Raw genomic sequence first — 20409 nt, 5'->3', positions numbered from 1 at the left:
GTGGTCCGGCGGGCCGGTAAATGCCCGCCGCAACCGTGCCGGCACCACCGAGTCAACCCACCGGCGGCCCCGAGGGCAAGGTCGTCCCCGCTTTACGACTCCACTTCCCGGACTCCACGAAATAACCACCGGGATCGGTCGCCGCGCCTGATTTCAAGGACTGCACGAAGTGTGATCACGATCATTCGAATCACTTCCGCTGACTGAATTGCAACGGGCAAGCTGACCAGCGGACACGAATCACAGGAGGAGGCGAGATGATCGGCCGTCTGGTAATTCAGGACGTCTCACCGACCGCCGGCGACGGGGCTCTGGCATCGAAAGCCGTCGTCGGGGAGCACATCCCGGTCCGCGCGACCATCTGGCGGGAAGGCCATCAGAACCTGTCCGCGGCCGTGGCCTGGCACCGTCACGACGCCGGCCCGGAGGTCCTCACACCCATGGTCCTGGCCGACGCCGGCCAGGACAGCTGGGCGGCCACGGTCGTCGCCGACCAGGTGGGACTGTGGACGTACCGCGTCGAGGCCTGGCACGATCCCTGGCTCACCTGGCGGCACGCTGTGCTGGCCAAAATCGACGCCGGCCAGGACGCGGAGGCCCTGGCCAACGACCTGGAGAGCGGCGCCCGCCTGCTGGAGCGCCTCGCCGCCCAAGCCGCCGCCGGTGACCGGCAGCCTCTGCTCGACGCCGCCCGGGCGCTGCGCGACGTCCGGCGCTCGCCGGCCGAGCGCGCCGCGCCGGCCCTCGGTGACGAGGTGACCGGCGCCGGCGCGCGCAAGCCGCTGCGTGAACTACTGACCCGTGGCCCGGTGCGCACGGTCCAGGTGGAGCGGCCGCTGGCTCTCGCCGGCGCCTGGTACGAGTTGTTCCCCCGGTCCACGGGCGGCCGCCAGCTGGACGGAACCTCGCGCCACGGCACCTTCGCGAGCACCGCGGCGGAGCTGCCCCGCATCGCCGACATGGCGTTCGACGTGGTCTACCTGCCCCCGATCCATCCGATCGGCAGCACGCACCGCAAAGGGCCGGACAACACCCTCACGGCCGGCCCGGACGACGTCGGCTCGCCCTGGGCCATCGGTGCCGTAGAGGGCGGCCACGATGCGGTCCACCCGGCGCTGGGCACCCTGGCCGACTTCGACGTGCTGGTCGGCACCGCCCGCAGCCTGGGTCTGGAGGTGGCTCTCGACCTGGCGCTGCAGTGCTCCCCCGATCATCCCTGGGTGACCAGCCATCCGCAGTGGTTCACCACCCGGCCGGACGGCAGTATCGCGCCGGCCGAGAATCCGCCGAAGTCCTACGAGGACATCTATCCGCTCGATTTCGACAAGGACCCCGAAGGCCTGTATGCCGAGGTGCTGCGGGTCGTGCTGCACTGGATCGAGCACGGCGTCACCGTCTTCCGGGTGGACAATCCGCACACCAAGCCGGCCTGGTTCTGGCACCGGCTCATCGACGAGGTCAAACGCCACCATCCGGAGACGATCTTCCTGGCCGAAGCGTTCACCCGGCCCGCCATCCTGCGCGGGCTCGCCGAACTCGGGTTCAGCCAGTCGTACACCTATTTCACCTGGCGCACCGGCAAACAGGAGCTGACCGAGTACCTCACCGAGCTGTCCGCCGGCATCGACCGGCTGCGGCCGAACTTCTTCGTCAACACCCCCGACATCCTGCCGGAGCACCTGCAGACCGGGCTGGGCCCGAGTTTCGCCCTGCGCGCCGCGCTGGCGGCGACCCTGTCACCGACCTGGGGCGTCTACTCCGGTTTCGAGCTGCTGGAGCACGAGGTTCTGCGGCCGGGCAGCGAGGAGTACCGGAACTCGGAGAAGTACGAGCTGCGCCCGCGGGACTGGACGGCCGCTCCACTGAGCGACTGGATCACCGAACTGAACGTGCTGCGCCGGGAGCACCCGGCCCTACGCCAGCTCCGCGACCTGCGCTTCCTGACGATCGACAGCGACGATCTGCTGGCCTTCGTCAAGCACGACCGGCCCTCGGGCGACGTCGTGCTCTGCATCATCACCCTGGAGCCGCACCGGCCCGCCGTGGGTCGGCTCGAGGTACCCGCGGATCTGCCCGGAGCGCTGGACAGCGGAGGTATCGCGGTGCGGAACGTCCGTACCGGTGAACCGGCGTTCCTGACCTCCGGCACCGTCAAGATCGACCCGGCCGATGCCGTGATGACCGCGTACACCTGGAACACCGATGAGTGATCACACCCTCGACTGGGTGGTTCCCACCCCGAGTTCGGCGGACTTCGAGAGCGCCCGCAGCATGCCCGCCGACGACCGGGAATGGTACAAGCGGGCTGTCTTCTACGAAGTCCTGGTCCGTTCCTTCAGCGACAGCAACGCCGACGGTGTGGGCGACCTCCGCGGACTGACCTCCCGCCTGGACTATCTGCGCTGGCTGGGCGTCGACTGCCTGTGGCTGCCGCCGTTCTACGCCTCACCGCTGCGTGACGGCGGGTACGACATCAGCGACTACCGGGCTGTGCTCGCCGAGTACGGCACCATCGAGGATTTCGTCGCACTGCTCGACGCGGCTCACGAGCGGGGCATCCGCGTCATCACCGACCTGGTGATGAACCACACCAGTGACCAGCACGCCTGGTTCCAGGAGTCGCGCAGCCACCCGGCCGGACCTTACGGCGACTTCTACGTGTGGGCCGACGACGACACCGGCTTTCCGGACGCTCGGATCATCTTCGTCGACACCGAGACCTCCAACTGGGCCCGCGACCCGGTCCGTGGCCAGTTTTACTGGCACCGCTTCTTCAGTCATCAACCGGACCTGAACTACGACAATCCCCGGGTCCAGGACGCCATGCTGGATGTTCTGCGGTTCTGGCTGGACCTGGGCATCGACGGGTTCCGGATGGACGCCGTGCCCTACCTGTTCGCCGAGGAGGGCACCAACGGCGAGAACCTGCCGAGCACCCACGCCTTCCTGCGGCTGGTCCGCAAGGTCGTCGACGACGAGTACCCCGGCCGGGTACTGCTGGCGGAGGCCAACCAGTGGCCGGTCGACGCCGTGGCCTACTTCGGGGATCCAGCCGTCGGCGGTGACGAGGCGCATATGGCCTTCCACTTCCCGCTGATGCCCCGGCTGTTCATGGCCCTGCGCCGGGAGGAGCACCAGCCCGTCTCCGAGGTGCTGGATCGGACGCCGCCCATCCCGTCGAGCAGTCAGTGGGGGATCTTCCTGCGCAACCACGACGAACTCACCCTCGAGATGGTGAGCGACGAGGAGCGCGACTTCATGTACACCCACTACGCCCGGGAACCACGGATGCGGGCGAACATCGGCATCCGCCGCCGGCTGGCGCCGTTGCTGGGCAACGACCGCAACCAGCTAGAACTGCTCACCGCGCTGTTGCTCTCGCTGCCCGGCTCGCCGGTGCTCTACTACGGCGACGAGATCGGCATGGGCGACAACATCTGGCTCGCCGACCGCGACGGGGTACGGACGCCGATGCAGTGGACCCCGGACCGCAACGCCGGCTTTTCCACCGCCGACCCCGGCCGGCTGGTCCTGCCGGTGGTCAGCGACGCCACCTACGGATACGCCGGGGTCAACGTGGAGGCGCAGCTCGCCCAGGACTCCTCGCTGTTGCACTGGACGCGCAAGATGCTCGGTGTCCGGCGGCGGCATCCGGTCTTCGGCCTGGGCGACTTCCAGCCGGTGCCGACCGGCAACGACGCCGTGTTCGCCTTCCGCCGGACCCTGGTCCACCCGGACGAGACGGAGTCCACGGTGGTGTGCGTGAACAACTTCTCCCGGCACCCCCAGCCCGCTCATCTGGTCCTGCCCGGCCTGCCCGAGGGGCGGCCGACCGAGCTGACCGGGTCGGTGCCGTTCCCGGCCATCGGTGAACAGCCCTACCAGGTCACCCTGGCCGAGCACGGTTTCCTGTGGCTGGGCCTGGAGTCCGCCCGTCGGGACGAGGCGCGATGACAGCCACCTTCGACATCCTCGGGTCGCCGGCCGTCGCCGAGGCCGTCGCGCTGTGGCTGCCCACCCAGCGCTGGTACGCCGACAAGGGCGCGCCGCTGGCCCGGGTCCGGGTCCGGGAGGTCCTGCCGTTCCACCCGGCCGGCGCTCTGGTGCTGTGGCAGGCCGAGTTCCGCGACAGCCCACCGAGTCTTTACCACGTTCCGCTCGGCGTTCGGCCGGGCAGCATCGCGGACCCGGTGATCACGCGCCGGTCCGGTCTGGCGGTCACCGACGCGCTCACCGATCCGGAACTGGTCCGGTCCCTGGTCGGCCGGATCGCCGCCGGCGACGCGGACGGACCGCTGTCGTTCAGCCGGGAGGCCGCTGATCTGGTGCCACCCGGCAAGGCCGCGACCGTCCGCCCACTGGGCGTGCAGCAGAGCAACTCTTCCGTGATCGTGGACGACCGTCACCTGCTGAAGATCGTGCGGCGACCGGCCCCGGGGGTGGACACCGATCTGGCCGTGCAGCGCCTGCTCGCCGCAGCCGGCTCGGCGGAGAGCCCGCGGTTGCTCGGCAGCGCCGAGGTCACGGTGGACGGCCGGCCGGCGACCCTGGCCGTGCTGCAGGAGTACCTACCGGACGCCCGGGACGGGTGGACCCTGGCCGCCGGGACCGACCCCGGGTTTGTGGACCAGGCAGCGGAGATCGGCCGTACCGTGGCGAGGTTGCACGATGTCCTGGCCACGCACGGGCCCACGGCGCCAATCAGCCCGCAGCGAGCCCGGCGGATCGGGCGGTCGATGCTCGACCGGCTGCTCCCGGTCGCCGACGTGCTCGAACCGCTGCTCCCCCAGATCCGCGACCGGTACACCTGGGCCGTCGTCGAAGCGGCCGGATCCGGGATTTTGGTGCAACGGGTGCATGGCGATCTGCACCTGGGACAGCTGCTCCGCACACCGGACCGCTGGCTCGCCGTCGATTTCGAGGGCGAGCCGGCCGCGACGCCGGCCGAGCGCACGGCGCTGCACCCGGTGGTCAAGGACATCGCCGGCATGCTGCGTTCCTTCGACTACCGGGCGTTCGCGGGCCTCAGTGAGCAGGAGTCCGACCCGGACCTGCGCCCGCGCGCACAGGAGTGGGCAGATCGCTGCCGGACGGCCTTCCTAACTGGCTATGCGGCGGGTACGGGAAAAGAACCGCTGACGGCGGACCCGCTGCTGGCCGCGTATGAGATCGACAAAGCCGTCTACGAGGTGGCGTACGAGCGCCGGAACCGACCTTCCTGGTCGTGGATCCCTCTCCAGGCCCTGGCGCGGCTGCTCAGGGAATGACATATTTTCCCGGCAACCCGGATGTTAGGGGCAATCATTACATCTGTCTTCTTCATGGCATAAGGACATTCCGTCCCACTTGACGGGATCCCCCCTGTAGTCGACAAGCCACTGACCTCACCTTTTGCTTTTGATCTATCACCCAGAGCAACATGACGGATTTCTGGGACAGAGACAGCGGTGGATAAGTCGTAAGATCGGCTCTGCGGCGGAATGGCAACTACGCCTTGAGAGGTACTTCTGTGGACTTCCTGGAAGCTCGCCATAACGAAAGTTCTTCGGTGACCCGGCGGGACGAATCGACTTTGGCACTCCCGGCAAACGATTCCGTCAGCGACTTCTCCGCTGAGGTCTTCAGCTCCCTTCCCCGAGCGGACCAACGTCGCTGGGCGGAGATCTATCTCCGCGGACTGCTGACCGCTCCGGGCAAGAAGTCAATTCGACAGATCGCGGACGCGGTATCGGTCGGCAACGCCCATCAGTCGCTGCAGCAATTCATCAACCAGAGTCCCTGGGAATGGGCGCCGGTCCGTTCACTGATCGCCCGCGGTGTCGACGTCGCCCTCGGCCCGGTCTGCTGGTCCATCGAACGGATCATAATCCCCAAGCGCGGGGACCGCTCGGTCGGCGTTCGCCGCCGCTTCGTCCCGGAGGCCGGCCGCATGGTCAACAGTCAGCTCGCCCTCGGCGTCTTCCTGTCCGCCGGTGACCTCAGCATCCCGGTCAACTGGCGCATCGTCCTCAGCGACAAGTGGAACCGGGACGAGCGGTTGCGGCGGGCGGCCTACATCCCAGAGTCGGTCACCGGGAAACCGGAGTTCCTGGAGGCGCTCTCCATGATCGACGAAATGCTCCGGGGCTGGAAGATCACGCCCGCTCCCATCGTCGGCGACATCCGGCACTTCGCCGAAGCGGACCAGATGGTGGCCCGCCTGGCGGGCGCGGGCGCCGACTTCGCTCTCCAGATCGACGGGTCCCTGCCGATCACCCCCGCCGATGCGACGGCACCGCCGGCCCGCACCCTGCACGGCGAACCGTCACGACGCGAACTCGCCCCCACCGTGCGCAGCCACCTCGTGGAGGCCGAGCGGAGATCGCCGTCGGCCGCCCCGTTGACCCTGACCCGCACCGACACCCGCAGTGCCATCCTGTCCTCACTGGTGCGCATCACGACACCACAGCCGCACGGCGGCCACACCACCCGGATCGTGCGGCTCATCGGTGAGTGGACCGACACCTGTGGCTTCACCCGGTTCTGGGTCACCACCATGGTGCGGACCAGTCTGTCCGAGGTCCTGGACCTGACGCGCAACACCTTCTGCAACCAGGCCGACAACGATGCGATCACCACCGATCACGGTCTGCGTGACTTCGAGGGCCGCTCCTACCGCGGCCTGCACCACCACCTCACGATGGTGTCTGCGGCCTTCGCCTACACGGCGCTGCACAGCCGCCGGATGGCCACCACCGGATCCTGACCCGGCCCCGGCACGGAACAACGTCGTTCCGGTGCCTGACCGCCGGTGTTCCCCCACCGGTCACCAGGGCATGAGGCCATACCGGTCGAGGATCAGCGGCACGGTGACGGCGGCCGAGCAGGCCAGGGTCATCCGCGCGACGACGGCGGACCGGCTCCGCCGCCAGGACCGGATCGACGCCACGGGGCCTGTCTCGCCAAGGGTGTTTCCGGCGATCTTGGTTAGTAGGTTTCAGCGGCTGGGAAGCGGTCGCTGAAGGTGATGGCGAAGGCGTTCAGGGCGGGTTTCCAGCGCATCGTCCATCGGGTCCTGCCTGCTCCGGTGGGGTCCAGGGACCGGGTCACCAGGTACAGACACTTCAACGCGGCCTGCTCGTTGGGGAAGTGGCCACGGGCCTTGACCGCCCGCCGGTAGCGGGCGTTCAAAGACTCGATCGCGTTGGTCGAGCAGATCACCCGCCGGATTTCGACGTCGTAGTCGAGGAACGGGATGAACTCGGCCCAGGCGTTGTCCCACAGCCGGATCACCGCCGGATACCGGTTACCCCACTTGTCGGCCAGGTCGTCGAACGCGGCCCGGGCGGCGTCGGCGTTGACGGCGGTGCAGATCGGCGTATAGCCGTGGGTGGTCAGCTGCCGGGTGACCCTGACCAGGGCGTGGTCGAGGTCGGCGGCGGTGTCGGTGAGCCCGATGGTCCCGCCGCGGCGTAGACCGCGGTGGAGGATGAGCACGAGCAGTGGGTGGCGGGCGGTGGCGGACGCCGTACCGACCGGGTGAAACTCGCCCCCGGCCAGCTACCGGGCGGTGACCGGCGGTTCGTCAGGGCGGCATCCGCTCAGAAGTGACGACGGTCACAGGAGATCGGGATCCGATCCCGGTCGTCCTGTCGTCTTACCGGGTGTGAGAACAGACCTGGACGCGGCTGACGAGGGTGAACTCGTCCGGCGCGTCGCCCGTGGAGATCGGCGGGCGTTCGACGAGCTCTACCGGCGTACCGCGCCGTGGCTGGAGGTGCGGCTGCGTCGCCGCTGCGCCGACCCCGACGTGGTCGCCGAGGTGCTCCAGGACACCTACCTGACGGTCTGGCGGGCGGCGGGCAGCTTCGCCGGCACCGCCGCCAAGGGCGGTGGCGCGGCGGCGGGGAGCGCCGTGGGCTGGCTGTGGACCATCGCCGCCCACCGCCTGGTCGACGCGTTCCGGCACCGGGCGCGCAGGGGGCGGGTGCCGCAGGTGGAGCTGATGCCGAGCACGGCTCCCGCCGCCGAGGACGAGGTGCTGGCCAACCGGATCGGCCAGGAGCTGGAGCAGGCCCTGCTCGTCCTGCCGGCCGAGGTGCGGGCGGCGCTGCGGGCCACCGTCCTCGACGGGCTCTCGACGCGTGAGGCGTCGGTGCTGCTCGGCGTACCGGAGAACACCGTGAAGTCCCGTGTCCGCCGTGCCCGGATCGCCCTGCGGGAGGCGCTGTCATGACGACCCATCCCAGTCTGACCCAGATCGACCGCTACGCCGCCGGGGATCCGGGCCTCGACGAGCCCAGCGTCTGGGCGATCGAGGTGCACTTGGAGGACTGCGCCGACTGCCGGGCCCGCCTGGCCGGCAGCACCACCCTGGAGAGCCGGGTCGTGCTCGACCAGGTCGCGGCGGTGCTGGACCGGCAGATCGCGGCGGCGCCGCCGGTCGGCCGGAGCCGGCCCTGGTCGGTGCTGCGTCACCGCTGGTTCGTCGGCACGCTGTTGCCGTGGCTGGTCATGACGGCCACGGTGCTCGGGTGCGCGGCCCTGCTCGGCGCGCTGTGGGTCGGCACCCCCTCGCTGGTGCTGCTGATCGCGCCGCTGGCCCCGCTGCCCGGCGTGGCCGTCGCCTGGCACCGTCGGGCCGATCCGGCCTGGGAGCTGATCGCCACCACCCCCGCCGCCGGTCTGACGACGCTGCTGCGGCGTACGGCTGCGGTGCTGGCGTTCGTCATCCCGGCGCTCGCCCTGGTCGGTGCCGGCACGGGGGTGTCGATGGCCCTGTTGCTGCTGCCCTGCCTGGCGTTCACCGCCGCCACGCTCCTGCTGGGAACCCTCGTCGGGGTGCGCCGGGCCGCGATCGGACTGGTCGTGGTCTGGACGCTCGCGGTGGTCACCCCGAGTCTCGTCGCCGCCCGGCTGCCGGTCCTGCTGTCGGCGCAGAGCGCCCGCAGTTGGGCGCTGGCCACGGTGGTCCTGACCCTCCTGGCCCTCCTCCGGGTCAACGGATTCCGGCGGCTCTCCCACCACGAGTAGCCCCACCCCGACACACGGCCGACGGCCGTGCCTCCACGCTGCCCTCTGGCGATCACTGAAGGAGATCATGACAATGCGTGCCGTGAGTGCGGTCGAGACGACCGCCACCACCCATCCCTGGGCGATCCATGCGGAGGGCCTCCAGGTCCGGGCCGGGCGGCACCTGGCCGTCAACGGGCTCGACCTGGCCCTCCCCACCGGCGTGCACGGTCTGCTCGGGCCGAACGGGGCGGGGAAGACCACGCTGATGCGTGCCCTGGCGACCGTCGTGGCCCCGGCCGGCGGCCGGTTGACGCTGCTCGGGCACCCGGTCGACGGCCGCTCCGAGCTGCGGCCGGTGCGCCGGGCCCTGGGCTACCTGCCGCAGCACTTCGGCTACTACCCACGGTTCACGGTGCGGGAGTTCGTCGGGTACATGGCCTGGCTCAAGGAGATGCCCAAGTCCGCCCTCCCGGCGGCGGTGCAACGGGCCATCGACCGGGTCGGGCTCACCGCCAAGGCCGACGCCCGGCTGAAGACGCTCTCCGGCGGCATGCTGCGGCGGGCCGGCATCGCGCAGGCCATCGTGAACGACCCCCGGCTGCTGCTGCTCGACGAACCGACCGTCGGTCTCGACCCGGAACAGCGGCTCGACTTCCGCGAGCTGCTGCGTGACCTCGGCACCGACAGTTGCGTGCTGGTCTCCACCCACCTGGTCGAGGACGTGGCGGCGGCCTGCACCGACGTCGTGCTGGTCAACGAGGGCCGCCTGGTGTGGCGGGGCACGCCCGAGGTGCTCGCCGCGCAGGGCGACCAGGGGCACGCCGGTGACAGTCCGGCCGAGCGGGGCTACTCCGCGCTGCTGCGTCAGCACCGGGCGGAGGCCACCCGATGAGCGGGCGGACGGTCGAAGCCGGTGCCACCGCCACGGGTCGACCCGGAGGGGGACGGAGAGCCGGGATGAGCATCATGGGGATCGAACTGCGCCGCTCCGCCGCGGTCGGTGCCGCGCTGGTCACGGTGGTGGTCGGGACCGGTGCGCTGTACGTGGCGACCGGCCGGTGGTCGAGTGGCTGGATGCCGTTGGCCCTGGCCATCCGGGAGTACCTGCTCCTGTTGTGGCCGCTGGCCCTCGCGGCCGGGGCCTGGCAGGGGCGACGGGAGCACCGGGCGAAGGTCGGCGAGTTGTTCGCCACCACCGCCCGCCCGCGCGTCGCCCGGATGCTGCCGGTGCTCGGCACGATGGCGCTCACCCTGGTGGTCGCCTATCTGCTGGTGACCGCGGCGGGCATCGCCTGGATCGTCGGCACCTCCTCGTACGTGCCCCTGCCGAGCTTCGCCGTCGTCACCGGGGTGGGCGCGTTGTCCCTGGTCGCCGCGGCCTGGCTCGGGCTGGGGATCGGGCGGATGCTGCCCGCCCTGGTGACCGCCCCGGCGCTGGCGGTGGGTGGCGTGCTGCTGGTCTTCTTCGTCACCGTAGGGCCGTCGGACCGGGTGGCCGCGGCGCTCTCCCCGGCCCACGGCTCGGGTCCGTTCCACGACTACCAGACGATCGACAACCGGGTCAGCGGTGCGCTGGCGATCTCGATGACCGCGCTCGCCGTCACCGGCCTGCTGTTGTTCGTCGCCGACGGTTGGCGGACCCGGCTGACGGCGGTGCTGCCGGTGCTGCTCGGGTTCGTGGTGGCGCTGACGGTCCTCCCGCACGACCGGGACGTGCTCAACTGGCCGGTCGACCCGGTCGCGCAGGAGCTGGTGTGCACCGACGACACCCCGACGGTGTGCGTCAGCCGGGTGCACGCCCACGTGCTCGACACGGTGACCCCGCTGGCCCGGCAGGGCCTCGCGGCGCTGGGGAAGATGCCGGACGCGCCGACCGTCGTGCACGAGGACACCCGCACGATCGGGTACGACCGGGGCGAGCCGGCCCCCCGGCCGGGCGTCGTCACGATCGAGATCCGGATCGACAAGCGCGGCGAACTCGCCCACCCGGCCGCGGTGGTCCCCGAGATCGTCAGAAGGCTGGGCGTCCCGTACGACGGGAAGTGCGAGAAGAGCGACGAGGTGGTCGAGCGGGCGGCGGCCTACTGGCTCATGGGCCGTGAGCCACGCTCGGACGTGGGCCTGATCCCCGGACTGATCGAGGAGGAGCCCGAGATCACCACCGGAGCGGTCGCCCTGTGGCGGGGGCTGCGTGACCTGCCCGAGACGGAGGCGCTGGCCCGGGTCACCGCGGTCCGCAACGCCCTTCAGGCCTGCCAGGACCCGACCGGCCTGCTGTCCAGGAGCGCCCGGTGACCTGGACGCTGCTGTACCTGCGTTCGCGCCGGGTGCCGCTGGCCCTGGCCGCAGCCGTCGGCGGCCTGGCGGCGCTCTGGACGACGTACCTGATCTTCGCCGAGGAGCGGGACGTCACCCCGATGATGGTCGTCCTGACCGTGCTGCTGATGGTCGCGGCGCTCGCGCCCACCCTCGCCGGCCCGGACGAGAGCCTGGACCGGACCGCCTCGGTGCGCTGGCCCTGGCGGCGTGCGGTGCACCTGCTCGCCGGACTGCTGGTCGTCCTGGTGGTCCTGCTCGCCACGCTGCCCACCGGAGCGCGGTTCGGACCGGCCACCCTGGTGGTCCGCGACGCCGCCGGCCTGCTCGGCCTGACGGCGCTGTGCGCGACGGTGTTCGGTGCCGCCCGGTCGTGGTTCCTGCCGCTGGGCTGGACCATCGTCGCGGCCATCTATCCGCAGGGCGGCACCTGGGGGGCGACCGCGACATGGCAGGGTCAGCCGCCCGACAGCCGGGCCGCCACGGTGGTGGCGGCGGTGCTCGCCGTGGGCGGCCTGGTCGCCTATGCGCTGGCCGGCCCGGCCCGCCGGGCGCCGGCGGAGTGAACGCAGCCGCCGGTACGCCTGCCGTGAGTTCCTGGTGGGCGTACCGGCGGCGGTGGTCGTGCTCCCGTCGGGCGGTACGACGGGAAGGCGGGGGTGGCCGGCGGGTCGGGCGATCTCGTGGGTGACCGATCCGGGTGATCCGACCGTCGCATGTGGAGGAACTGGCGCGGTTCCTCAAGGTGGGGCCGGTGTGGGGGTGATCGTCTACACTCGACGATCAGTCACCGCACACCCCACGATCCCGCGCCTGCCGTCCCGTCGGATCAGGCCCTCGCGGCACGAGACGACGGTGTGCGGTCCCGGGCCGGGGCCTCGAAGAGGAGTTGCCTTGCGCACCGCGCGTCGTCTCATGCCACTCGCCCTGACTCTCGCCCTGGTCCTGGTCCCGTCCCTGGACGCGGCGGCCAAGCCCGGCGACCAGCCCGCCCCCCAGACCCAACCCCAGCCCCGTCGGCTCCACATCATGATCACCAATGACGACGGCTGGATCGGGCCGGGGGGAGCGAGCACCCCGATGATCGTGGCCCTCCGCGACGCCCTGGTCGCCGACGGCCACGACGTGACGGTGGTCGCCCCGGCGACCAACCAGAGCGGCACCGGCACGTTGATCACCTATCCGACGGTGAACCTGGCCAACCCCGAGCCCCGGGTGTGGACCGTGACGGGCACCCCCAGCGACGCGGTGATCGTCGGTCTCGACGCCCTGTTCCGCAGCGCACCGCCCGACCTGGTGGTCTCCGGGATCAACCCGGGCGGGAACTACACCACGGTCGCCAACCACTCCGGCACCGTCGGTGCGGCCATCGCCGCCCTGGAGAACGACGTCCCGGCGATCGCGGTCAGCATCGACGGCAAGACCGTCGACCAGTCGCTGGCGCTCAAGGACACGGTCGCCGCGTACACCAGTGACGTCGTGGCGGCGCTGGCCCGCGACGCCCGGGGCGGCGCCCTCCTGCCCGAGGGCCTCGGCCTGAACATCAACTACCCCGGCGCCACGGCGGTCACCGGTACGAGCCTGACCCGGATGGACCGCAACGGCTACCTCCGCTTCGGGTTCACCAACACCACCGGGGCACCCGGCCAGCCCGGGACGTACGCCCTGTCGATCGGCGGGCCGACGGGCACCCCCGCCCCCGGCAGCGACTGGAGCGCCCTGCAGGCCGGCAGGATCAGCATCACCCCGTTCGACGTCGACCTCAGCGCGAACCCGCGCGGGACGGCCCGGCTGCGCTTCCTGGAGCGGCTCGCGCCGTGATGCGCCGGGCTCCCGGCCGCTCTCCCCGGCGGGCTCCCGGCCGCGCCGCCGGGTCGCCCGCCCGGTGTCGCCATCCGGGCACCCGGTCGATGTTGCCCGAGCACGTATCGACATGCTGGAATGGCTGTGATCACCGCAGTGTGGGGGCAACCGCGCTGGGAACGGTGAGCGCGGGAGCAGCGCAGGCCGGCAACGCGCCTTCTCGGCGTACCTGCCGCGACCTGCCGGGTCGTCGCCACGACGACGGGCTGTCGACGTCCCGCCGTCCGTGACCCCGCCACACCTTTCCGCGACCACCGAGACGCTCGACCGTCGGCGGCCGGAGACGTCCGACGCCTGTCGACGTCCTGCGGCCGGCACCGGGACGAGCGACGCTCGGGAGCCCGTTCTGCTTCCCGCCCCCGGGGCGTGAACGCGATGTCATGGAGGACGACCATGCGCAGTTTCCTCGCGGTCTTCACCGCCGCCCTGATTCTCGGCACCACGGCCGGCAGCGTCCCGGCCGGTACGGCTGACGCGGCCGGTTCCGCCCCGCGCTCGTGCCCCCGTGGCCTGCTCTTCTGTGAGGACTTCGAGCGGCTGCCCCAGGGTGGCCCCAGCACGCTGAAGTGGGGCGTCGACACCCGCAACGGCACGCTCACCGTCGAGCGTGCCCGGCACGGCAACCAGGTCCTGCACCTGCACACCGTCGACAACGGACGCGCGTTCCTGCGGGTCGACGACTTCGCCGCCCCCGGCAACCGCTTCTACGGTCGGCTGCGCCTGCGCGTCGACGCCTTCCCCACCGCCCCCGACTGGGCACACTTCACCCTGGTGGAGGCGACCGGCAGCGGCAGCGCGGAGGTCGTCCGTCCGATCGGCGGGCAGTACGCGCCCACGGTCCCCGGCACCTTCTGGGGGGTGGGCGCCGACGGCGGCCCGACCGGCGACTGGACCAACTGGCGGGAGTCCGCCCCGGTCACCGAGGACGAGTGGCAGTGCTTCGAGTGGAAGTTCGACCCGACCGACAACCGTGTCGCGGTGTGGATCGACGGGGTGGCGAACCCGGAGCTGACCGCCTCCACCACCGAGCACGGGGGCAACGACGTCCCGTTCGTGCTGCCGACGGTCGACACCGTGAAGATCGGCTGGCAGCTCTACCAGGGCGGCACCACGCCGGGTGCGTTCGACCTCTGGATCGACGACATCGCCCTCTCCACGAAGCGCCTCGGCTGCTGAGCCGCCCGGCTCGACCGTCCGGGCCGGACCGACGTGCGCGGCTCGACCGTCCGGGGGCGGATCGACGCACCCGGCTCGACCGTCCGGGCCGGACCGACGTGCAGGGCTCGACCGTCCGGACAGGACGATGATCCGTCGTCCTGTCCGGAGCGGGGACTCCCACCCGGCTCGGTCGGGCGGGGCGGCCGCGGTGCGGGCGGGGGTTTCCCGGCCGGGTCGGCCGGGGTAGTGATCGCACCGCCATCAGCCAACCTCCCGAGGAGACTCCCATGTCGGTGCAGGCGTTTCTCTACGTCGTCGCGGTCATCCTGCTCGTGCTCGCCGCGCTGCCCATCCCCACCCGGGGTTTCTCGCTCGGGATGCTCGGGGCGGCGTGCGCCCTGCTGGCCTACGCCTGGCCGGTGATCACGGCGTAGCTGCCGCCGGACGGTCCGGGGGAGTGCGGTGCGGGCCGAGGTGGCTGCGCTCCCCGTCGTGGTCGAGGATGCAGAGGATCTCCGCCGGGCCGCCGTGGGCGCCGAAGGCGTGCGGGACCAGGGTGGAGAACTCGGCTGCCTCGTTGGTGCCGACGAGGATCGTCCGCTCGCCCAGCCGCAGCTCGATCGTGCCGGAGAGCACGGTGAACCAGTCCCGTCCCGGGTGCACCCGCAGGTCCGTGGGCACCTCCCGGTTGATCCGCATCTTGGCGACGGTCTGGTGACGGTCCCGGGAGAGCAGCCAGGTGGTGACGCCCCGGTCCTCGTCGCAGTGCGGACGGATCACCACGTCGTCGTCGGTGTCACCCTCGACCAGCCGGTCGAGGGTGATGCCCAGCACCCGGGCGATGGTGGCGATCTGGTCCAGGGCGACCCGTCGGTGCCCGGTCTCGATCCGGCTGAGCGTGGACGGGCTGATCAGGCAGCGGTGGGCCAGCTCGTCCAGCGACCAGCCCCGGGCCGTCCGCAGGCTGCGGATCCGCTGGCGTACCAGGGTCTCCAGATCCTTGTCTTGCGTCATAGGCAAGATGCTATGCCCCAGAGGCATGAGGGGGCTACCGTTGCCTTATGTCACATGACTCCCTGATCGAGCTGCTCGACCTGGACGCGGAGGTGCTGCACGACTACGTCCACGACCTGGTCGGCTGGGTCGGCCGCGAGGCCGCCGAGCGACCCCGCGTCGTCGACCTCGGTGCGGGCAGCGGCACCGCCTCCCTCGCCCTGGCCCGGCAGCTCCCCGGTGCCACCGTCACCGCGGTCGACCAGTCCCCGGAGATGCTCGCCCACCTGCGGGCGCGTGCCGACGCCGCCGGACTGGCCGACCGGATCCGTACCGTCGACGCCGACCTCGACCGACCCTGGCCCGACCTCGGACCGGTCGAGGTGATCTTCGCCGCCGCGTCGATGCACCACCTGGCCGATCCGGCGGCGGCGGTCGCCTCGGCATTCCGTGCGTTGCGGCCGGGCGGGCTGCTGGTGATCGTCGAGTTGGAGTCGTTCCCCCGGTTCCTCACCGGCACGCCGGACGAGGAGCTGGAGTCGCGCGGTCACGCCGAGGCGGCGAAGCGTCGGCACGAGGCCGGCATGCACATGCACGAGCCCTGGGGGCACCGGATGGAGCAGGTCGGCTTCACCGCGGTGATCGAGCGGCACTTCGACATCGACCTGCGCCCGCCGCTGTCCGCCGCCGCCATCCGCTACGCGCAGGTCTGCCTGGGCCGGATGCGCCACGGACTCCAGGAGCGGCTCTCCCCCCGCGAACTCGCCGCCCTGGACGAGCTGGTCGAGAGCCTGCCGGGCCGGCCCGACCTGAGCGTCCGCGCCGAACGGACGGTGTGGTTGGGCCGCCGCGCGGTGCACCCGCCCGGGTAGTCCCGCCGCGGGTCGTGCCGGCGGCGGGTGCGGTGCCCCGGGCCGGGTGCGGCGGGGGCGGGGCGTGTTCGCCCGGTGCCCCGCCGCTCCCGCCGCGGCCTGTCTCAGAGCTTGCGGGCCACCCCACCGACGATGGTGTGGTAGGTGGTGGTCTGCCTGCTGTCGTCCTCGCCGTCCGGCTGCCACTCGGCCAACGGGACCAGCCCCGGCGGCAGCAGCTCCAGGTCGCCGAAGAAGCCCAGGATCTCGTCACGGGTACGCCAGCGACCGGTGCCGAGGGTCTCGTTGAAGATCTTCTCCACCGCCCGGGCTCGCTCGGACACCTCCGGCTGTGACTCGCCCGGGTCGTAGAAGTGCGAGATGGCCAGGTAGCTGCCGGCGGGCAGGGCGGCGATGAGCCGCCGGGCGACACCGGCCGGGTCGTCCTCGTCGTTGAGGTGGTGCAGGATCGCCAGGAGCAGCAGTCCGACCGGCTGGTCGAAGTCGATGAGCCGGCGCTCGCGCAGCTCCGCCAGCAACTCCTCCGGCTGCCGGACGTCAGCCCCCACGACGGTGGTGGTCCGGGCGTCGGCGAGCAGGGCGCGGCCGTGCGCGAGGGCCATCGGGTCGTTGTCCACGTAGACCACCCGGGTGTCCGGGTCGACCCGGTGGGCGATCTCGTGCACGTTGCCCCGGGTGGGCAGCCCGGATCCGAGGTCCAGGAACTGGCGGATGCCCGCCTCGGCGGCCAGGTACCGGACCGATCGGCGCAGGAACGCCCGACAGGCCCGCCCCGCCTCCGGGCCGTCCGGGGTGACCTGCATCGCCATCTGCGCGGCGTGCCGGTCGACCGCGAAGTTGTCCTTGCCGCCGAGGTAGTAGTCGTAGACCCGGGCGATGCTGGGCCGGGTGGTGTCGACGCCCGGCGGCGCCGCCTTCTCGCTCGTCAACGCTTCGATCCCTCCGAACAGGGCCATGGCGGTCACGGATTGGCGGGGAGACCAGGACACTCATGGCTGCCGAATCGATGTCGGCCCACGACGGTGGGCCGGATGTGCCCTGAGGGTAGATGAGCGCGCTCCCAAACGTCGATTCCGGCGGTGTCAACAACCTGGCACGGACGCCCGCCGACCTGGGAGACCGACCCGTCGCGCCCTCCACAGTCGATCCGGCGCGGGCTTTCGGGGAGGTCGGCTCCGGGGGTGGGCGGCGGCTCGGAACCCGTGCGGGCCAGCGGATCCTCGCTTATGCTGCCGAGGGATATATCGATACAGTTAGATTAAGCCGGTAACACCACCGCGACCGCCGCCGACGGCGGGTCGCCCGCCGATCGGAGTCATCGATGGTCCTGCACCCCGCCACCACCGCGCTGGCCGGTCTCCTGCTCGCCCTGCCCGCCGCCGTTCCGGCGAACGTGGCCGCCCCTGCCGCGCCGCTGGTTCGGGCCGTCGATGTGAACGGTCACAGCGGAGCCGGGTCACTGGCCGGGCCGCCCGGGGCACCGCCCGGCGTCTGCCCGTCCGGGACCGGGTACGGCCCGCCGCTGCCCGCCACCTCGGTCGTGGCCACGAAGATCCGCGGCGGTTTCTCCTTCCTCGAAGGACCCGTCTGGATCGCCGACCGGGGCTACCTGCTCTTCTCCGACATGGGCGCGGCCACCGGGTCGGAGTACGTCCAGCCGTCGACGATCCGGCGGTTCACCCCACCGGCCACCTTCGACACGTTCCTCCCCAACGCGGGCAGCAACGGGCTCGCGCTCACCCCGGACGGGCAGCAGCTCGTCGCCGCCACGCACGACCAGCGCAGCGTCTCGACGTACCGGCTCGACAACCTGGCCCGAGGCGTGGTGGCCGGCAACTACCAGGGGCGGGCGTTCAACTCGCCGAACGACGTGGCGGTCCGCTCGGACGGCGTCGTCTACTTCACCGACCCCAACTTCCAGCGCGGCAACCGCCCCGACCAGATGAGCGGGCGGACCAGCGTCTTCCGCGTCTCGGGCGGCCAGGTGTCGCTCGTCGACGACGCGCTGCGGCAGCCCAACGGTATCGCCCTCTCCCCGGACGGCGGCACCCTCTACGTCGGTGCCTACGGCGAGAACAAGATCTACAAGTACGCCGTCCAGCCCGACGGCAGCACCGGCCCGCGCAGCGTGTTCGTCAACTACGTCGGCGGCCCGGACGGCGGCACGATCGACTGCGCCGGAAACGTGTACTGGACCTCGGGAGGCGACGGTCTGGTGCACGTCTACTCGCCCACCGGCACCCAGCTCGGCACGATCCGCTCCGGCTCCTCGGGCACCACCAACGTGGCGTTCGGCGGATCCGACCGGCGGACCCTCTACGTCACCTCGGGCCGCACCAACGACTCCGGTCTGTACAGCGTGCGACTCAACGTGCCCGGCTACCCGTACTGACCACCAGGTTCCCCAGGAAGGGACGTATCGCGTGCGTACCAGTCCACCCCACACCCGCCGGCTCGCCGTCCTCGCCGCGTTGACCGTCGCCGGCACCGTCGCGGTCGCCCCGACCGCCACCGCCGGCCCACCCACGGTGACGCAGGCCACGGCTGCCGTCGGCCGGCTCGCCGCCGACACCCGGGCGCCCACCCCGCCGACCAACCTGCGCAGCAGCAGGCTGAGCTGTCAGTCCGTCACGCTGACCTGGTCGGCGTCCCGGGACGACGTCGGCGTGGCGTACTACGACGTCTACCACGACGGGCAGCTGGTCACCTCGGTTCCCGGCCGGACGCTGACCGCCACCCTCACCGTCGCGCAGGGCGTCACCTGGGGCTGGTACGTCAACGCCCGGGACGCCGCCGGCAACGTGTCGCAGGCCAGCGCCACGCTCCCCGTCACGCCGCCGTTCTGCCAGTCGGACACCCAGCGGCCCACCACCCCGACCAACCTCGCCGCCACCGCCAACGGCACGGACGTCACCCTGACCTGGACGGCCGCCACCGACAACGTCGCCGTCACCCGGTATGACGTCCTGCGCGACGGGGTGACCGTCGGCTCGGTCACCGGCACGGCCACCAACCCGCCGGTGACCACGTTCACCGACACCGGGCTGACCGCCGACACCGAGTACCGGTACACGGTCGTCGCCCGGGACGCGCAGGGCAACACCTCGGCGGCGAGCAGCGCGGTGACCGTCCGCACCGGGTCGACCTGCACCAGCCCGGTCTGCGGCACCACAGTGGTCACCACCGAGCGGGACCTGCCGTGGGGGCTGGTGCAGCTACCCGACGGCACCGTGCTCTACGGGCGGCGTGACCTGTTCGACGTGGTCGCGATGAACCCGGACGGCACCAACAAGCGCAGCATCGGCACGGTGCCCAACGTCGCCGGCACCAACGGCGAGGGCGGGGTGCTCGGTCTGGCCGTGTCGTCGAGCTTCGCCACCGACCGGTGGCTGTACATCTACCACACCACCACGACCGACAACCGGATCGTCCGGATCCGGTACGACGGGACGCTGCAGACCAGCTCGGTGCAGGTGCTGCTGACCGGCATCCCGCGCAACAAGTACCACAACGGCGGGCGGCTGCGGTTCGGCCCGGACGGGATGCTCTACGCCGCCACCGGTGACGGGCAGAGCCCGGACCGCGCCCAGGACGTCAACGACCTGGGCGGCAAGGTGCTCCGGATCCGCCCCGACGGCACCGTGCCGTCCGACAACCCGTTCGGCAACGCGGTCTGGAGCTACGGGCACCGCAACCCGCAGGGGCTGGCGTTCGACTCCCGGGGCCGGCTCTTCGAGCAGGAGTTCGGCAACAACGTGATGGACGAGACCAACATCATCGTCCGGGGCGGCAACTACGGGTGGCCGGCGTGCGAGGGCACCACGGGCAGCTGCGCCAACCCGAACTTCGTCGCGCCCGTACGCACCTACCCGGTGGCCGAGGCGTCGTGCAGCGGGCTGGCCATCGTCCGGGACGTGCTGTATCTCGCCTGCCTGCGGGGCAACCGGATGTACCGGGCCGTGATCAGCGGAAACACGCTCACCGACGTGCAGCAGTACTTCGTCGGCACGTACACCCGGCTGCGGACGGTCGAGCCGACGCTCGACGGGAACCTGTGGCTGACCACGAGCACCGGCGGCGACAAGGACAGCGTCCCGAACAACAGCAACGAGCGGATCCTCAAGGTGACCCTGGGCCGGTAGCCCCGGACCGGCACCACCAACCCCACCACCTGCGGTGCGGTCGTCGACCTGCCGGTCGGCGACCGTACCGC

General features: G+C 71.4%; 18 protein-coding genes and 1 pseudogene. 15 read left to right on the top strand and 4 right to left on the bottom strand.

Features of this window, described 5'->3' with window-relative positions; translation table 11 throughout:
* Positions 1 to 257 precede the first annotated feature (257 nt).
* The 4 genes from O7625_RS05795 (at position 258) to O7625_RS05780 (ending at position 6745) form a co-directional block, all read left to right on the top strand.
* On the top strand, positions 258 to 2210 hold the full coding sequence (locus tag O7625_RS05795; RefSeq protein WP_282344881.1) for a maltotransferase domain-containing protein: 1953 nt from the start codon (positions 258 to 260) through the stop codon (positions 2208 to 2210).
* Positions 2203 to 3954, top strand: coding sequence for a maltose alpha-D-glucosyltransferase (treS, locus tag O7625_RS05790; protein ID WP_282344878.1), 1752 nt, complete (start codon positions 2203 to 2205; stop codon positions 3952 to 3954). Before O7625_RS05795 ends, treS begins: the two co-directional genes overlap by 8 nt.
* Entirely contained in the window at positions 3951 to 5267 is a 1317-nt protein-coding gene (locus O7625_RS05785; RefSeq protein ID WP_282344876.1) for a phosphotransferase, read from the top strand. Before treS ends, O7625_RS05785 begins: the two co-directional genes overlap by 4 nt.
* 242 nt (positions 5268 to 5509) lie before the next feature.
* Positions 5510 to 6745 (top strand): transposase, encoded by a 1236-nt coding sequence (locus O7625_RS05780; RefSeq protein WP_282344874.1) that lies wholly within the window; start codon positions 5510 to 5512, stop codon positions 6743 to 6745.
* A 60-nt stretch (positions 6746 to 6805) separates the two neighbouring features.
* On the opposite strand, the gene O7625_RS05775 is transcribed toward O7625_RS05780, so the two are convergent.
* Positions 6806 to 6928, bottom strand: a complete 123-nt coding sequence (locus O7625_RS05775; protein ID WP_282344872.1) for a hypothetical protein — start codon at positions 6926 to 6928, stop codon at positions 6806 to 6808.
* 38 nt (positions 6929 to 6966) lie between these two features.
* Positions 6967 to 7356: pseudogene (locus tag O7625_RS05770) on the bottom strand (transposase); the annotation flags it as partial.
* 289 nt (positions 7357 to 7645) lie between these two features.
* On the opposite strand from O7625_RS05770, the gene O7625_RS05765 reads away from it, so the two are divergent.
* From O7625_RS05765 to O7625_RS05730, 8 genes are all read left to right on the top strand, one after another.
* Positions 7646 to 8215, top strand: coding sequence for a sigma-70 family RNA polymerase sigma factor (locus tag O7625_RS05765; RefSeq protein WP_282344870.1), 570 nt, complete (start codon positions 7646 to 7648; stop codon positions 8213 to 8215).
* Positions 8212 to 9012 (top strand): hypothetical protein, encoded by an 801-nt coding sequence (locus O7625_RS05760; RefSeq protein WP_282344867.1) that lies wholly within the window; start codon positions 8212 to 8214, stop codon positions 9010 to 9012. Before O7625_RS05765 ends, O7625_RS05760 begins: the two co-directional genes overlap by 4 nt.
* Positions 9013 to 9085: 73 nt before the next feature.
* Positions 9086 to 9886 (top strand): ABC transporter ATP-binding protein, encoded by an 801-nt coding sequence (locus O7625_RS05755; RefSeq protein ID WP_282344865.1) that lies wholly within the window; start codon positions 9086 to 9088, stop codon positions 9884 to 9886.
* A gap of 65 nt (positions 9887 to 9951) precedes the next feature.
* On the top strand, positions 9952 to 11289 hold the full coding sequence (locus tag O7625_RS05750) for a hypothetical protein (protein ID WP_282344863.1): 1338 nt from the start codon (positions 9952 to 9954) through the stop codon (positions 11287 to 11289).
* Positions 11286 to 11876 carry a hypothetical protein gene (locus tag O7625_RS05745; protein WP_282344861.1) on the top strand — a complete coding sequence of 197 codons (591 nt, stop codon included), beginning with the start codon at positions 11286 to 11288 and terminating at the stop codon, positions 11874 to 11876. Before O7625_RS05750 ends, O7625_RS05745 begins: the two co-directional genes overlap by 4 nt.
* 349 nt (positions 11877 to 12225) lie before the next feature.
* On the top strand, positions 12226 to 13131 hold the full coding sequence (locus tag O7625_RS05740) for a 5'/3'-nucleotidase SurE (protein ID WP_282344858.1): 906 nt from the start codon (positions 12226 to 12228) through the stop codon (positions 13129 to 13131).
* 435 nt (positions 13132 to 13566) lie between these two features.
* On the top strand, positions 13567 to 14349 hold the full coding sequence (locus tag O7625_RS05735) for a hypothetical protein (RefSeq protein WP_282344857.1): 783 nt from the start codon (positions 13567 to 13569) through the stop codon (positions 14347 to 14349).
* Positions 14350 to 14618: 269 nt separating this feature from the next.
* Positions 14619 to 14765, top strand: coding sequence for a hypothetical protein (locus O7625_RS05730; protein WP_282344855.1), 147 nt, complete (start codon positions 14619 to 14621; stop codon positions 14763 to 14765).
* On the opposite strand, the gene O7625_RS05725 is transcribed toward O7625_RS05730, so the two are convergent.
* On the bottom strand, positions 14755 to 15345 hold the full coding sequence (locus tag O7625_RS05725; RefSeq protein ID WP_282344852.1) for a helix-turn-helix transcriptional regulator: 591 nt from the start codon (positions 15343 to 15345) through the stop codon (positions 14755 to 14757). The genes O7625_RS05730 and O7625_RS05725 overlap by 11 nt on opposite strands.
* A gap of 47 nt (positions 15346 to 15392) precedes the next feature.
* Between O7625_RS05725 and O7625_RS05720 the strand changes: the two genes are divergently transcribed.
* Positions 15393 to 16196 carry a class I SAM-dependent methyltransferase gene (locus O7625_RS05720; protein ID WP_282344851.1) on the top strand — a complete coding sequence of 268 codons (804 nt, stop codon included), beginning with the start codon at positions 15393 to 15395 and terminating at the stop codon, positions 16194 to 16196.
* A gap of 104 nt (positions 16197 to 16300) precedes the next feature.
* On the opposite strand, the gene O7625_RS05715 is transcribed toward O7625_RS05720, so the two are convergent.
* Entirely contained in the window at positions 16301 to 17125 is an 825-nt protein-coding gene (locus O7625_RS05715) for an SAM-dependent methyltransferase (RefSeq protein WP_282344849.1), read from the bottom strand.
* Positions 17126 to 17517: 392 nt separating this feature from the next.
* Between O7625_RS05715 and O7625_RS05710 the strand changes: the two genes are divergently transcribed.
* Together O7625_RS05710 and O7625_RS05705 are read left to right on the top strand one after the other, a co-directional pair.
* Entirely contained in the window at positions 17518 to 18588 is a 1071-nt protein-coding gene (locus O7625_RS05710; RefSeq protein WP_282344847.1) for an SMP-30/gluconolactonase/LRE family protein, read from the top strand.
* A 31-nt stretch (positions 18589 to 18619) separates the two neighbouring features.
* Entirely contained in the window at positions 18620 to 20338 is a 1719-nt protein-coding gene (locus tag O7625_RS05705) for a PQQ-dependent sugar dehydrogenase (protein WP_282344845.1), read from the top strand.
* The last annotated feature ends 71 nt before the right edge of the window (positions 20339 to 20409 follow it).

Source organism: Micromonospora sp. WMMD714 (assembly GCF_029581315.1).
Lineage (GTDB): Bacteria > Actinomycetota > Actinomycetes > Mycobacteriales > Micromonosporaceae > Micromonospora > Micromonospora rifamycinica.
This window is presented reverse-complemented; position numbering and strand designations above follow the sequence as displayed.

What these genes read in the sequence shown, in the direction of transcription:
- O7625_RS05795 (WP_282344881.1), top strand. Translation starts at nt 258, where the DNA reads ATGATCGGCCGTCTGGTAATTCAGGACGTCTCACCGACCGCCGGCGAC.
- treS (WP_282344878.1), top strand. Translation starts at nt 2,203, where the DNA reads ATGAGTGATCACACCCTCGACTGGGTGGTTCCCACCCCGAGTTCGGCG.
- O7625_RS05785 (WP_282344876.1), top strand. Translation starts at nt 3,951, where the DNA reads ATGACAGCCACCTTCGACATCCTCGGGTCGCCGGCCGTCGCCGAGGCC.
- O7625_RS05760 (WP_282344867.1), top strand. Translation starts at nt 8,212, where the DNA reads ATGACGACCCATCCCAGTCTGACCCAGATCGACCGCTACGCCGCCGGG.
- O7625_RS05755 (WP_282344865.1), top strand. Translation starts at nt 9,086, where the DNA reads ATGCGTGCCGTGAGTGCGGTCGAGACGACCGCCACCACCCATCCCTGG.
- O7625_RS05750 (WP_282344863.1), top strand. Translation starts at nt 9,952, where the DNA reads ATGAGCATCATGGGGATCGAACTGCGCCGCTCCGCCGCGGTCGGTGCC.
- O7625_RS05740 (WP_282344858.1), top strand. Translation starts at nt 12,226, where the DNA reads ATGCCACTCGCCCTGACTCTCGCCCTGGTCCTGGTCCCGTCCCTGGAC.
- O7625_RS05735 (WP_282344857.1), top strand. Translation starts at nt 13,567, where the DNA reads ATGCGCAGTTTCCTCGCGGTCTTCACCGCCGCCCTGATTCTCGGCACC.
- O7625_RS05730 (WP_282344855.1), top strand. Translation starts at nt 14,619, where the DNA reads ATGTCGGTGCAGGCGTTTCTCTACGTCGTCGCGGTCATCCTGCTCGTG.
- O7625_RS05725 (WP_282344852.1), bottom strand. Translation starts at nt 15,345, where the DNA reads ATGACGCAAGACAAGGATCTGGAGACCCTGGTACGCCAGCGGATCCGC.
- O7625_RS05720 (WP_282344851.1), top strand. Translation starts at nt 15,393, where the DNA reads ATGTCACATGACTCCCTGATCGAGCTGCTCGACCTGGACGCGGAGGTG.
- O7625_RS05710 (WP_282344847.1), top strand. Translation starts at nt 17,518, where the DNA reads ATGGTCCTGCACCCCGCCACCACCGCGCTGGCCGGTCTCCTGCTCGCC.